The organism is Roseateles sp. AC306, from assembly GCF_979253795.1.
This window is the reverse complement of record NZ_CEEDEB010000007.1, coordinates 1-13,230: the sequence shown is the minus strand read 5'-3', so window position 1 is coordinate 13,230 and position 13,230 is coordinate 1. Positions and strand designations below refer to the sequence as shown.

10 protein-coding genes are annotated in these 13,230 nt (G+C 68.8%); 7 read left to right on the top strand and 3 right to left on the bottom strand.

Annotated features, from left to right (window positions below; genetic code table 11):
• Positions 1-15 precede the first annotated feature (15 nt).
• Genes AC0IZJ_RS15150 through AC0IZJ_RS15130 form a run of 5 tightly spaced genes read left to right on the top strand, consistent with a single transcriptional unit; the run spans position 16 to position 4,145 of the window.
• Positions 16-951, top strand: a complete 936-nt coding sequence (locus AC0IZJ_RS15150) for a WxcM-like domain-containing protein (RefSeq protein WP_471851218.1) — start codon at positions 16-18, stop codon at positions 949-951.
• Positions 952-953: 2 nt separating this feature from the next.
• Complete coding sequence (locus tag AC0IZJ_RS15145; RefSeq protein WP_471851787.1) at positions 954-2,051, top strand: DegT/DnrJ/EryC1/StrS family aminotransferase; 1,098 nt, start codon at positions 954-956, stop codon at positions 2,049-2,051.
• A 5-nt stretch (positions 2,052-2,056) separates the two neighbouring features.
• Complete coding sequence (locus tag AC0IZJ_RS15140; protein WP_471851216.1) at positions 2,057-3,019, top strand: glycosyltransferase family A protein; 963 nt, start codon at positions 2,057-2,059, stop codon at positions 3,017-3,019.
• Positions 3,016-3,474, top strand: coding sequence for an acyltransferase (locus tag AC0IZJ_RS15135; protein ID WP_471851213.1), 459 nt, complete (start codon positions 3,016-3,018; stop codon positions 3,472-3,474). The genes AC0IZJ_RS15140 and AC0IZJ_RS15135 overlap by 4 nt, the downstream gene beginning before the upstream one ends.
• Positions 3,471-4,145, top strand: a complete 675-nt coding sequence (locus tag AC0IZJ_RS15130; protein WP_471851211.1) for a hypothetical protein — start codon at positions 3,471-3,473, stop codon at positions 4,143-4,145. The genes AC0IZJ_RS15135 and AC0IZJ_RS15130 overlap by 4 nt, the downstream gene beginning before the upstream one ends.
• A gap of 26 nt (positions 4,146-4,171) precedes the next feature.
• On the opposite strand, the gene AC0IZJ_RS15125 is transcribed toward AC0IZJ_RS15130, so the two are convergent.
• Complete coding sequence (locus AC0IZJ_RS15125; protein ID WP_471851209.1) at positions 4,172-6,586, bottom strand: diguanylate cyclase domain-containing protein; 2,415 nt, start codon at positions 6,584-6,586, stop codon at positions 4,172-4,174.
• A 163-nt stretch (positions 6,587-6,749) separates the two neighbouring features.
• On the bottom strand, positions 6,750-7,553 hold the full coding sequence (locus AC0IZJ_RS15120) for a glycosyltransferase family 2 protein (protein WP_471851206.1): 804 nt from the start codon (positions 7,551-7,553) through the stop codon (positions 6,750-6,752).
• A gap of 105 nt (positions 7,554-7,658) precedes the next feature.
• Here AC0IZJ_RS15120 and AC0IZJ_RS15115 point away from each other — a divergent pair, with 105 nt between their 5' ends.
• Positions 7,659-8,381, top strand: coding sequence for a glycosyltransferase family 32 protein (locus AC0IZJ_RS15115; RefSeq protein WP_471851204.1), 723 nt, complete (start codon positions 7,659-7,661; stop codon positions 8,379-8,381).
• Positions 8,299-9,162, top strand: a complete 864-nt coding sequence (locus AC0IZJ_RS15110; RefSeq protein WP_471851202.1) for an FkbM family methyltransferase — start codon at positions 8,299-8,301, stop codon at positions 9,160-9,162. The genes AC0IZJ_RS15115 and AC0IZJ_RS15110 overlap by 83 nt, the downstream gene beginning before the upstream one ends.
• A gap of 165 nt (positions 9,163-9,327) precedes the next feature.
• Here the strand turns inward: AC0IZJ_RS15110 and AC0IZJ_RS15105 are convergent.
• The coding region (locus AC0IZJ_RS15105) for a beta strand repeat-containing protein (RefSeq protein ID WP_471851200.1) at positions 9,328-13,230 on the bottom strand (3,903 nt) is incomplete at its 5' end.

Here is a 13,230-nt window from a genome sequence, read left to right as displayed (position 1 = left end):
CCGGCAGACTGTTTCGTGCATTCGCATGCGCTGGTCGAGACGCCGCACATCGGCGCGGGCAGCCGCATCTGGGCGTTTGCGCATGTGCTGCCGGGCGCGCGCATCGGCGCACAGGCCAACATCTGCGACCACGTCTTCATCGAGAACGACGTGGTCCTGGGTGACCGCGTCACGGTCAAGTGCGGCGTGCAGCTGTGGGACGGCGTGCACATCGAAGACGATGTCTACATCGGCCCGAACGCCAGCTTCACGAACGACCTCACGCCGCGCAGCCAGCGCCACCAGGCCGAACCGCTGCGCACCCGCATCCGCACCGGCGCCAGCATCGGCTCCAACGCCACCGTCCGTGCAGGTGTCACCGTGGGGCAGGGCGCCTTGGTCAGCGACGGTGCCGTCGTCACGCGCGACGTGCCGCCGCGCGCCATCGTTTCGGGCAACCCGGCGCACATCACCGGCTATCTGGATACGCCGTCCGTGCCGCTGGCCGGGCAGGGCCTGTCCGCCCAGGCCATGGCGCAATCCGAGCTGCCGGCGCTCAGCGCGCGCGGCGCCGGCCTGCACCGCCTGCCCAAGATCGTCGACCTGCGCGGGGCGCTCAGCTTCGGCGAGATCGGCGCGCACCTGCCGTTCACGCCGCAGCGCTTCTTCGTCGTCTACGACGTGCCCAGCGAGGAAGTGCGCGGCGAGCATGCCCACCGCGAATGCCACCAGTTCCTCGTCTGCCTGAAGGGCGCGGTGTCCATCGTGCTGGACGACGGCGAGCGGCGCGACGAGGTGCGGCTGGACACGCCGCAGGTCGGCCTGCACATTCCACCGATGGTGTGGGGCATCCAGTACCGTTTCTCCGCTGACGCGACCATGCTGGTACTGGCATCGCACACCTACGAGGCGGCCGACTACATCCGCAGCTACGACGACTTCATGGCCGAGCTGAGCGGAGGCGCGCAATGAGCGTGGCCGTGCCCTTCCTGGACCTCAAGCCGGCCTACTCGGCCAGCCAGCCCGCCATCGACGCCGCGCTGGCCCGCGTGGCCGCCAGTGGCTGGTACCTGCTCGGGCAGGAGCTGCTGGCCTTCGAGGCCGCCTATGCCGCTTACTGCGGCACCGCGCACACCGTGGGACTGGCCAACGGGCTGGACGCGCTGCACCTGGGCCTGCGCGCCCTGGGCGTGGGCGAGGGCGACGAAGTCATCGTGCCGTCCAACACCTACATCGCCACCTGGCTGGCCGTCAGCCAGTGCGGCGCCACGCCCGTGCCGGTGGAATGCGACCCGGCCACGTTCAACCTCGACCCGACCCTCATCGAGGCGGCCATCACGCCGCGCACCAAGGTGCTGCTCCCTGTGCACCTCTACGGCCAGCCGGCCGACATGGACGCCATCAACGCGATTGCCGCGCGCCACGGGTTGAAGGTGCTGGACGACTGCGCCCAGGCCCACGCCGCCGTCTACAAGGGCCGCAAGGTGGGCAGCCTGGCCGACGTGTCGGCCTGGAGCTTCTACCCCGGCAAGAACCTCGGCGCCTTTGGCGACGCCGGCGGTGCGACCACGGCCCATGCGGCGCTGGCCGAGCAACTGCGCGTGCTGCGCAACTACGGCTCGCGGGTCAAGTACCACAACGAGGTCAAGGGCTACAACTCGCGGCTGGACGACATCCAGGCCGCTGTGCTGCATGCCAAGCTGGCCCAGCTGCAGGCCGCCACCGACGAGCGCCGCGCCATTGCCGCGCGCTATCTTCAGGAGCTTGCCGGCCTGCCGCTCGTGCTGCCCGCCGTGGCACCGGGCACCGAGCCCGCATGGCACCTCTTCGTCGTGCGCCATGAAGCGCGGGACCGGCTGCAGAAGGCGCTGGCCGAGCAGGGCATCGCCACGATGATCCATTACCCCGTGCCGCCGCACCTGCAGCCGGCCTATGCCGAGCTGGGAATGGGCCCGGGCGATCTGCCGATCTCCGAGGCCATCCACGCCGAAGTGCTGAGCCTGCCACTGTGGCCGGGCATGCAGGCCGCGCAGGTCGACGCCGTCATCCGTGCCGTGAAGGCCAGCGCATGAGGAGCATGGACGTCACCGTCCTCGTGCCCGCGTACAAGTCGCAGTACCTGGGCGAGCTGCTGCAGGCGCTGCAGAGCCAGACCTTAGCGCCCGCGCGAGTGGTGTTGTCCGACGACAGCCCTGACCAAGCCTTCCTGCGCGCGCTGGAGACGCCCGAGGCCCGCGCCGCCTACCCCGCACTGCGCATCGAGGTCATCCCCGGCCCGCGCGCCGGCGCCTGGGCCAACTTCCGCAACCTGCTGCAGCACTACCAGGGCGAGACCGAGTTCTTCCACCTGCAGCTGGACGACGACATCCCCTACCCGCAGTTCTACGAGCGCCATGCCCAGGCCCATGCCCTGGCACGCGCGCACTGCGCAGTCAGCCGGCGCTGGACGGCCATCGAGTCCGGCCAGCCCATCTCCAGCCTGCCCGTGCCCGAGGCCGTGAACAACCATCCGCAGCGGCTGTTCGCGCTCGGGCCCGACGTGCTGTTCCCCCACACGGTGGCCGGCACGAACAACTGGCTCGGCGAGTTCTCCAACGCCACCTTCCGCGCGCCAATGCGTGAGGAACTGCTGAAGACGCGCCTGGCCGGCGTCAGCTTCACGGGGCTGGAGGACATCGGCGCCTTCCTCGTGGCCAGCCAGCAGGCGCCGCTGGCGTTCATCAACGAGCACCTCGGCTACTTCCGCACCAGCCCCGGTCAGAACACCGCGCAGACGACAGGCCGCATCTTCAAGCTCGGCCTGCTGGCCTGGGTGGCGCTGGCGTTGGCCTCGCACCGGCTCGGCCACCTGACCGCACAGCAACTGGCTGCAGTGGCGCAGCGAATGGGCAGCACCGTGCTGCAACATTACAAGGCCGTGGACGCGCCGATGTGCCATGTCGCGCAGCTGGGCCTCGCGCTTGGCAGCGGCGACGAGCGCGCCGAAGCCGACTACATCACCGCTTGGCACGCCTACTGCGGCGCCGAGGAGACCGCATGATCCACCCACTCGCCGACGTCCAGACGGCAGACATCGGCGCCGGCACGCGCGTCTGGCAGTTCTGCGTGATCCTGGCCGGTGCCCGCATCGGCGCCGACTGCAACATCTGCGCGCAGGTGCTGATCGAAGGCGACGTCTTCGTCGGTGACCGCGTCACCGTGAAGAGCGGCGTGCAGCTCTGGGACGGCCTGCGCGTGGAGGACGACGTGTTCATCGGCCCCAACGCCACCTTCGCCAACGACGCCTTCCCGCGCTCGCGGCAGCGGCCTGAGCAGTTCGCGCGCACCGTGCTGAAAGCCGGCGCCAGCATCGGCGCCAACGCCACCATCCTGCCGGGCATCACCATCGGCGCCGGCGCCATGGTGGGCGCGGGCGCGGTCGTCACGCGCGACGTACCTGCAGGCGCCGTCGTCGCGGGCAACCCGGCGCGCGTGCTGCGGCAGCTCGCGACATGATCGACCTCGTCTGCGCCACCCGCCTCACGTCCGACGAGTTCTGGGGCCGCTCGGCGCTGGGCTTGTCACTGCGCCGCATGTCTCACGACGACCGGCTGAAAGCCCGCGTCTTCTTCGAGAACCGCCGTGGCCTGCCGTCGCTCTACAACGAGCGCATCGCGGCGGAGGACGCCGCGCCCGTCATCGCCTTCATCCACGACGATGTCTGGCTGGATGACTACTTCTTTTTCGAGCACGTGGTCACCGGCGTGCAGGCCTTCGACGTCATCGGCGTGGCCGGCAACCGGCGCCGCGCGCCGCTGCAGCCGTCATGGGCCTTCCCGTCCATCGAGTTCAAGTGGGACGACCGCGCCAACCTCAGCGGCGTCGTCTCGCACGGGCCGTCGCCGTTCGCCACGATCTCGGCCTTCGGCCCGGTGCCAGCCGCCTGCGAACTGCTGGACGGCGTGCTGCTGGCCGCGCAGCGCGACGTCTTGCGGGCCAGGCAGGTGGGCTTCGACGAGCGCTTCGAGTTCCACTTCTACGACATGGACTTCTGCCGCTCGGCCCGCGCCGCCGGCCTGCGGCTGGGGACGTGGCCGATTGCGATCACGCACCAGAGCGAGGGCGGCTTCGGTTCCAACGCCTGGCTGGAGAACTACAAGAAGTACATCGGCAAGTGGGGCGACTGAACGCGAGGGCCGGTTATTGACAGGCCTTAGGCCAGCTCGGCCGCCGCGCTGACCCGGAAGGCGTTCTTGCCTGCCCGCTTGGCCTCGTACATGGCCGTATCGGCGCGGTTGAGCAGCACGGTCGTGGTCTGCTGCGCTTCGCCTTCGAGGTGGATGGCGGCGCCAATGCTGACCGTCACCAGCCGTGACTGGCCCTGGACGATGAAGGGCGCGCGCATCGCCTCGATGATCTTCTCGGCGACGCCTTGCACATCGGCCAGCGGTTGGCTCAGCCGCTCCAGCACGATGGTGAACTCGTCGCCGCCCAGGCGGGCCACGGTGTCGGACTTGCGCACGGCCTGGTTCAGGCGCCGGGCGGCCTCGACGAGGACGGCGTCGCCCTCGCGGTGGCCGAAGTCGTCGTTGATGGCCTTGAAGCCGTCCAGGTCCAGGAAGAGCACGGCCAGCGCGCGCCGCGCCCGGCCGGCGCGCAGCGAGGCGGTGGCCAGGCGGTCCATGAAGAGGCTGCGGTTGGGCAGGCCGGTCAGGGCGTCGTACTGGGCCAGGTGGGAGAGCTTGTCTTCCAGCTCCTTGCGCAGGCTGATGTCGCGCAGCGTCACGACCGACAGCGGGGTGCCCTGCAGCGGCACCGGGCTGCACGTCCATTCCAGCGCAAAACGCGAGCCGTTCTGCCTGAGACCTTCGAGTTCGGCGCCGGCCTGCGGTTGGCCCGGGCCCGGCGTGCCCGGCGGCAACAGGGCGGCCATCGGCCGTCCGACCAGGTCGGCCGGCCCATAGCCGAACAGGCGGCCGGCGGCCAGGTTGGCGGACATGATGCGGTTCTCGCCGTCCAGCGTCAGGATGCCGTCGCCCGCGCTGTCGACGATGGTCTGCATCTTGGCCGCTGCGTCCGCCGCCACGGCCTCTGCGCCGCGCATGCGCGCCACCAGGGGCCCGAGCTGCCAGATCATCAGTGCCGCGCCGACGGCGGACAGCAGCAACAGCAGCGGCGCGCCTATCGCCAGGGCCTGGCGGATGGGCGCGTAGATCTCGACGGCATCCTGCTTGGCGACGAAACCCAGGCCCGGCGCCAATTGGCCATAGGCCGCGATGACCGTTTGCTGCCGGTAGTCGCGCGCTTCCTTGACGCCGCTCTTGCCGGCCAGGGCCAGCTGCATGGGCAGCGGGTCGGAGCCGGGCGGCCGCGAGGGCAGAAGGAAGGGCTGCGGCCGCAGGCTCGTGGGCAGGCACAGCATGCCTTGGTCGCTCGCCATGCAGGCGACCACCTCGCCGGTTTTACCCAGGCTGGACGCCGAGAACACGACGGCGGCCAGCTCCGCCGCCGGCCTCTCCATCACCAGCTCCATTGCGCCGTCGTCACTGGCCAGCGGCTGTCGCACGCGCAGCAGCAACTGGCCGTCCCACAGCAGCGACACGCGGCCCAGCGGGTCCAGCGGCGCAGTGAACTCGGGCAGCGGCCGCGTCGCCCCCAACACCGCAATGCTGCTGCCACCGGGCGCCACCAGCGCCACATGCTGCCAGCCCTGCCGGGCGAAGCTGTCGGCCAGGCGCTTGATCTCCCGGGCGCTGGCGGGCGAGTCCGCACGCAGCCTTTCGGGGTTGGTATCCAGGCCGGCCAGCCCGGCCGCATGCTCCGCATGGCGGGAGATCTCCTGTGCCATCAGCCGCAGCCAGGGGCCGCGCGCCTGCACGATGGTCGCCAGGCGGGCCTCCATCGTCGACTTGGCGGTGGTTTGCTGGAAGACGAAGCCCGTCAGCGCCGTCGTCGTGGCGACCAGCACGAGGATGGACGCCGCCAGCAGGCGCACCTTCACGTCTTCGCGGAAATAGGCCTCGCCGGTGTACCAGTCGCTGCGCGACCAGGACAGCCACAGCGCCACCGACATGAGGATCATGCCGGTGGCGGTGTGCAGCGCCATGCGGGCGGACTTGGCCCAGTTGAACAGCAGCTCGGGCGCGAGCAGGTAGCCCACCAGGCCGGTCAGGCCGATGGCCATCAGCAGGAAGGTCAGCACCAGCTCGGCGGCGGCCAGGCTGCGACGGGTGACACGGTCGCCGACCAGCAGCGCGCAGCCGGCCACGATGAAGCCCACCGCCGTGTTGGGCGCCATGCGGCCCGGCCGCGTGTTGCCGTAGTCGTACCAGGCATGCAGGCCGGCCAGGTCGATGCCGAACAGGCTGCGATCCAGCACCTGTTCCGCCAGGGTCAGCCCGCACAGGGCGATTAGCACGGCGGCTATCAGGCTGCGCAGCATGACCAGCCGCGGGCCTGGCAGCAGCCATAGCGGCAGTGCCAGCGCCGTGCCACACAGCAGGAAGCACAGCCCCGTGTTGAACACCATGGGCAGCAGCCCCTGGCGAAGCTGGACCAGGGCTGGCACCTGAAGCAGCCAGCCGGAGGTCGTGGCGAGGCCGAGGCAGGCCACCAGCAGGCCCAACATGGGACCAGCCAACGCGTTATTTATTCTTTTCGAGGTCACGACGGGAGCAGAAATGATCTGTCGAGAGCTTAATCCAGCCGGCCGAGCCATCGAGGCCTGCCCTTCCCGGGCGGGCATGCCAAGTTTCAAGAAATTCTGCCTGCTGCCGCAGTGCTGACAGGCCCTAGAACCACTCCACCGGCAGCGCCAGCCCCACACCCTGCAACAGCCCCGCCCGCGCGGCCTTGAGCTCTGGCGTCGGCGCCGGCCAGCGTCGGTAGACGTGCAGAAAGTCCAGCACGACGGTCGTGTTGTTCGACGCCTCCTGCTGGCCGCGCCGCGCGCCGGGGTTCACGAAGTCCTTGTGCATGACGGCACCGCCACCCGCCACGTAGGCCGGTGTCGCGCGTGAACAGACGCCCAGCAACCAGTCCCAGTCCTCCTGCGAGGCCAGGTGAGCGTCGAAGCTGAGGCCCTGCAGCAGGCTGCGCCGATAGGCCAGGCAGTGCAGCGGGATGAAGTTCTTGACCCACAGCATGCCGGTGTCGGCAGCGGCCAGCGGTGTCAACTGACGGCTCAGTTCGGGGATGCCCGGCTGCTGGCGGTCTTCCGTGACGATGGTGATGTCGGTGTACAGCACCTGGGCGTCGGCGCGCTCGCAGTGCGGCTTCAACGTCGCGAGGTGGTGGGGCTCGAAGGTGTCGTCGTCGTCCAGGAAGACGACCCATTCGCCGCGTGCCCGGGCCAGGCCCTGGTTGCGGCTCTCGGCAGGGCCGCTGGCGCCGGTGCGCTTGAGGAAACTGTCGGCCGGGCCGACGTCGCGAGCGACGACGGCGGCGGTCTCGGCATCCAGCGCGTCGGCTACCAGCAGCAGTTCGAAGCCGGCGAAGGTCTGCGCACGGAGCGACCGGATGGCCCTTGCAAGGGTGGCCGGCCGCAGGTGGGTGGCCATGACGATCGAAAAGAAGGGCGCGGGCGAATCGGTCATACCGCGATGCTAGACGCGCGGCCCTGCGGCCGGCGCGACAACAGTGGCCAGGGCAGGGCGCATATCGGCGTTTGGGCTGGGCTGGGGCGGCACTTACGATGCGGCATGCAGGCCGTAGACGACTTGAGAGCATTCGATGCCTTGCGCAACGGCGTGGTCTTCTGCGCGTGGACTGGCCTCAACGCGATGTCCGCCCAGCGCGTGCAGGCGCTGCTCTCGGTCCAGGTGCAGACCGGCTGCGCCGTGCAACTGCTGACGGCCGCCAACATCCCCCACTGGCAGCACCCCGAGCATCCCTTTCACGCGGCCTTCCCCCTCCTGAGTGCGGTGCACCAGGCCGACTATCTGCGTGTGTACCTGATGCACCACTACGGCGGCGGTTACACCGACATCAAGCACACGTCGCGCCCCTGGGCGCCGTTCTTCATGCGGCTGCGCGGCTCACCGGGGCACGATGTGCTGGGCTACACCGAGATCGGCCCGCACGGCGTGGCACCCGTGCCACCCCCGCTGGGCGACCTGCTGCGCGCGAACTATCAGCACCTCATCGGCCTATGCGCGTTCGTGTGTCGGCGCTATTCCCCGTTCACGACGGCATGGCTGGCGAATACCCATGCCTTGCTGGATGCGAAGCTGGACGCGTTGCGCCAGCATCCCGCCCGTCACCCTCAGGACCAGACCGGCTTGCAGCTACCCGATGGCAGCGTCAGCGGCTATCCGCTGGCCTGGACGGAGTTGCTGGGCAATGTCTTCCACCCGCTGGTGCTGGCGCTACGTGACCGCGTGCTGCATGACCAGATCGCGCCCAGCTTTGCCAACTACCGCTAACCCGCTGAGAAGAGCCATGCGCGCACTACCCGACGTCGAGCTGATTCAAACCCCCGAAGGCCTGCGTTATCTGCTGCTGCGCGGACCGGACACGCACGGCGTGTCGCAGAGCCTGCGTCACCACGGCAAGTACGAGGGCAATCTGCAGATGCTGGCGGTCGCGTTGCTCAATGCGAACCCCGGCTCCGGGGTGGTGCTGGACATCGGCGCCAACCTTGGCAGCTTCACGGTGCCCATGGCCAAGGCGTTCGCAGCGCATGCGTTCCACAGCTTCGAGGTGCAGCCGACCATCTACTACCAACTGTGCGCAAACCTGCTGCTGAACGGAGTCGGCAACGTCACCGCCCATCCCTTCGGGCTGGCGCAGTCGGCGAGCGAGATCGAGGTCGCGCTGCCGGATTATTCGGACGAGATCAATATCGGTTCCTTCAGCCTGGATCCCGAAATGCGCCGCAGGGTGCGCGGCGGCGAGTTTCGCGGCGAGACGGTGAAGGTCAAGGTGGTCAACCTCGACAGCCTGTTCTTTGAGCAGGTCCGGCTCGTCAAGATCGACGTCGAGGGCCTGGAGCTGGACGTGCTGCGCGGCGCCGCCGGCACGCTGCTGCGCAGCGGGTTTCCGCCGATCATCTACGAAGCCTGGGCCTTCGATTGGTATGCGGCCAAGAAGGCTGCACTGGAGTCCTTCCTGCGCGGCCTCGGCTACGGCATCCTGAACTTCGACGGCAGCGAAAACTTTGTGGCCCAGCATCCGGGCTTCGGCACGGTGCTGGGCCTGCGTTGATCTCCTGGCCGGCGACTGTTCAAGTTAAACGGCCCCGCGGGGCCGTTTTTTCATGTGTGCGTCCTGCGCACCGCGCATGCACAAAGAAGCAGGCCCGGCGGATCGCTCCGTCGGGCCTGGGGCCGGGCTCTGTCGAGCCGGGCATAGGAGATCAGCGGGGCGTCGTCAGATCCAGTTGCCGCCGTTGTTGCGCCTGAACTCGTCTTCCTCGGCCAGCTTGCGGTCGATGGCGGCGAGGTGGGCATCAGGCGAGGGCAGGGCGGCGCGGGCCAGGTCGACCGGCGCGGCGCCGAGCAGCGCCTCGCTCGGCGGGGCCAGCACGTCGGTCAGGCTGACCGTCGCGGCGTGGCCGTCGTCGGCCTTCTGCGGCTGCACGTCCTTGGCGAACCAGACGTCGGCCATGTCGTGCTTGGCGCCGTCGGTCGTCGTGTAGCTGGACACCAGCCCCACCAGGTTGCCGTTGTCCATGCCGCTGCCCTTGACCGCGTTCAGGTCGAGCGAGGCGACGCCCAGCTCGTCCAGCGACTTCAGCTCGCCGCCGTCGGTCTTGCCGTCGTGGTTGGCGTCGACCCAGACCTTGAGTTCCTTCCAGTTGGCGTCCTTCACGTCCAGCTTGCCGTCGTGGTTGCTGTCCTGCTCGGCCATGGCGACATAGCCGTCCTTGGCATGCTTGCCGTTGGCGAGGATGGTGCCCATGCCGAACAGTTCGCTGCCGTTGTTGATGACGCCGTCATGGTTGCGGTCCATCACCAGCAGGCCGTCGTTGCCGGCCACCCAGCCGACCTTGTTCACCTGGCCGGTGCCCAGCAGGTCGAAGTTGACGCCCTGGGCGGCAGCGAGCGTGTTCACGCCGTGGCCGTCCAGGTCGAGCGCGATCGGCGTGACCGCGAAGTAGGCGTTCAGCTGGGCGCCGTTCATCTCGCCGACCGCGGCAGCGCTCAACGCGTCGAGCTGTGCCATGCTCATCGCCGCGATGTCGGCAGTCTCAAGGCCGTGGATCTGCTCGGTCGTCAGCGCGTGGACCTGGTCGGTTGTCAGGGACGCGGCCTGGACCGTGGTCAGCGCGGTGATCTGCGTCACCTTCAGGTCTTCGAACTGTGCCGTCGTCAGCGCCGCGATCTGGGCAGTGCCAAGGGCCGCGAAGTTGGCCGTGCTCAGCGCGCGCAGGTCGTCGCTCTCCAGCTTGGCCATCTGGGCCGTCGAGAAGGACTGGACCTGTGCCGAGGTCATCACCCCGAACTGCGAGGCCGTGAAGGCGTTCAGGTCGTCCGTTGACAGGTGGTTGATCTGCGTCGTCGTCATGACCGACACGCGGCCGGCAAGGCCAGTCAGCTGATCGGTCGTCAGCGCGCCGAGCTGGGCGTCCGTCAGCGCGCGGATGGCGCCGGTGGACAGCCGGAGCAGGTCATCGGGTTCGATGGCCATGATCTGCGTCGTCGACAGCGAGGCGACCTGTTCGGTCGTCAGCACTGCGGTCTGCGTCGAGGTCAGGGCCGTCATGTCGGCGGCCGACAGGCCCTTGAGCTGCAGGGTGCTGAGGGACATCAGCTGGCTGGTGGCCAGCGAGGCGATGTGCTCCGTCGCGAACGCAGCGACTTGGTCGGAACTCAGGCTGGCCAGCGCCGCTGTCGTCACCGCGCGCAGGTCCGCCGTTTCAAGCGCATGGAGCTGGCCGGTGGTCAGTGCGCCCAACTGGCTGGAAGTCAGCGTGGCGAACTGGCTGGTGCCCAGCGCGTTCAGGTTGTCGGTGCCGAGGTTGCCGAGCTGGGTGCTCGTCAGCGCCTGGACCTGGGCCGTGGACAGGTTGACGAACTGGCTGCTGGTGAGGCTGTTCAGGTCGGCCGTGCCGAGCGTGTTGACCTGTTCTGTCGTCAGCGCCGTGATCTGCGTGCTGCTCAGGGCGCGCAGCTGGTCGCTGGTGAGGGCGTCTAGCTGTTCGGACGACAGGTTGCGCAGGGCGGCGGTCGAGATCGACTTGATGTCGCCGGTGCTGATGGCGCCGAGCTGGGCGGTGGACAGCACGTCGGCTTGCGCGGAGGTCAAGGCGCCGATCTGGCTGGAGCTGAGCGCGGCCATGTCGGCCGTGCTCAGGCCCAGAATCTGCGTCGTGCCGAGCGCAGCGATCTGAGTCGTCGTCAACGCGGCGACGCCATCACTGCTCAGGGCGGCGACCTGAACCGAACTCAGCGCGTTCAGTGCCGCTGTCGATACGGCGCGGAGGTCGGCCGTTTCCAGCTTGCCGAGCTGGGCGGTGGTCAGCGCACCGAACTGGCTGGAGGTCAGCGCAGCGAATTGGCTGGTGCCCAGCGCATTCAGGTTGTCGGTGGCGAGGTTGCCCAACTGCGTGCTGGTCAGCGCCTGGACCTGGCCGGATGACAGGTTGGCGAACTGAGCGCTGGAGAGGCTGTTCAGGTCGGCCGTGCCCAGGGTGTTGACCTGGCCGGTCGTCAGCGCGTTGACCTGCGTGCTGCTCAGGGCGCGCAGCTGGTCGCTGGTAAATGCGTCTAGCTGTTCGGAGGACAGGTTGCGCAGTGCTGCCGTCGAGATGGACTTGATGTCCTCGGTCTCGATGGCGGCGAGCTGGGCGGTGGAGAGCGCGGCGGCCTGAGCGGAGTTCAGAGCGGCGACCTGGCTGGACGTCAAGGCGTCCATGTCACCAGCGGTCAGGCCCTTGACCTGGAGCGTGCTGAGCGAGGCGATCTGTGCCGTGGACATGGCGCCGACGGCGTCGCTGGCCAAGGCACCAACCTGGTCGGAAGACAAGCCGCCGAGGGCCGCAGTGGTCACGGCACGCAGGTCGGCCGTTTCCAGCTTGGCCAGCTGTGTGGTCGTCAGTGAACCGAACTGGCCGGAGGTCAGCGCGGCGAACTGGGCGGTGCCCAGTGCGTTGAGGTTCTCGGTGGTCAGGTTGCCCAGCTGCGTGCTGGTCAGCGACTGCACCTGGCCAGAGGCCAGTGTGCCGAACTGGCCGCTGCTCAGGCTGTTCAGGTCGGCGGTGCCGAGCGTGTTGACCTGGCTGCTCGTCAGTGCGTTGAGCTGCGTGCTGCTGAGCGCGCGCAGTTGGTCGCTGGTGAGACCGTCAAGCTGAGTGGAAGACAGGTTGCGCAGTGCTGCCGTCGAGATGGACTTGATGTCCTCGGTCTCGATGGCGGCGAGCTGAGCGGTGGAGAGCGCGGCGGCTTGGGCCGAGTTCAGCGCAGCGACCTGGCTGGACGTCAAGGCGTCCATGTCGCCGGCCGTCAGGCCCTTGACCTGGAGGGTGCTAAGCGACGCGATCTGTGCCGTGGACATGGCGCCGACGGCGTCGCTGGCCAGTGCACCGACCTGGTCGGAAGACAAGCCGGCAAGCGCGGCGGTGGTGACGGCACGCAGGTCGGCCGTTTCCAGCTTGGCGAGTTGGGTGGTCGTCAGGCTGCCGAACTGGCCGGAGGTCAGCGCGGCGAACTGGGCCGTGCCCAGTGCGTTGAGGTTCTCGGTGGTCAGGTTGCCCAGCTGGGTGGACGTGAGCGCCTGAACCTGGCCGGAGGCCAGCGTGCCGAACTGGCCGCTGCTCAGGCTGTTCAGGTCGGCCGTGCCCAGCGTGTTGACCTGGCTGCTCGTCAGTGCGTTGAGCTGAGTGCTGCTTAGCGCGCGCAGCTGGTCGCTGGTGAGGCCGTCAAGCTGAGTGGACGAGAGGTTGCGCAGGGCGGCGGTCGAGATGGACTTGATGTCCTCGGTCTCGATGGCGGCGAGCTGAGCGGTGGAGAGCGCGGCGGCCTGAGCGGAGTTCAGAGCCGCGACCTGGCTGGACGTCAGCGCATCCATGTCACCGGCGGTCAGGCCCTTGACCTGGAGCGTGCTGAGCGACGCGATCTGTGCCGTGGACATGGCGCCGACGGCGTCACTGGCCAGTGCACCGACCTGGTCGGACGAGAGGCCGGCAAGCGCGGCGGTGGTGACGGCACGCAGGTCGGCCGTTTCGAGCTTGGCCAGCTGGGTGGTCGTCAGGCTGCCGAACTGGCCAGAGGTCAGTGCGGCGAACTGGGCCGTGCCCAGCGCGTTCAGGTTCTCCGTGGTCAGATTGCCCAG

Coding starts and splice junctions, on each gene's coding strand:
- AC0IZJ_RS15140 (WP_471851216.1), top strand. CDS start 2,057: ATGGACGTCACCGTCCTCGTGCCCGCGTACAAGTCGCAGTACCTGGGC.
- AC0IZJ_RS15135 (WP_471851213.1), top strand. CDS start 3,016: ATGATCCACCCACTCGCCGACGTCCAGACGGCAGACATCGGCGCCGGC.
- AC0IZJ_RS15130 (WP_471851211.1), top strand. CDS start 3,471: ATGATCGACCTCGTCTGCGCCACCCGCCTCACGTCCGACGAGTTCTGG.
- AC0IZJ_RS15125 (WP_471851209.1), bottom strand. CDS start 6,586: ATGTTGGGCCTGCTGGTGGCCTGCCTCGGCCTCGCCACGACCTCCGGC.
- AC0IZJ_RS15120 (WP_471851206.1), bottom strand. CDS start 7,553: ATGACCGATTCGCCCGCGCCCTTCTTTTCGATCGTCATGGCCACCCAC.
- AC0IZJ_RS15115 (WP_471851204.1), top strand. CDS start 7,659: ATGCAGGCCGTAGACGACTTGAGAGCATTCGATGCCTTGCGCAACGGC.
- AC0IZJ_RS15110 (WP_471851202.1), top strand. CDS start 8,299: ATGTCTTCCACCCGCTGGTGCTGGCGCTACGTGACCGCGTGCTGCATG.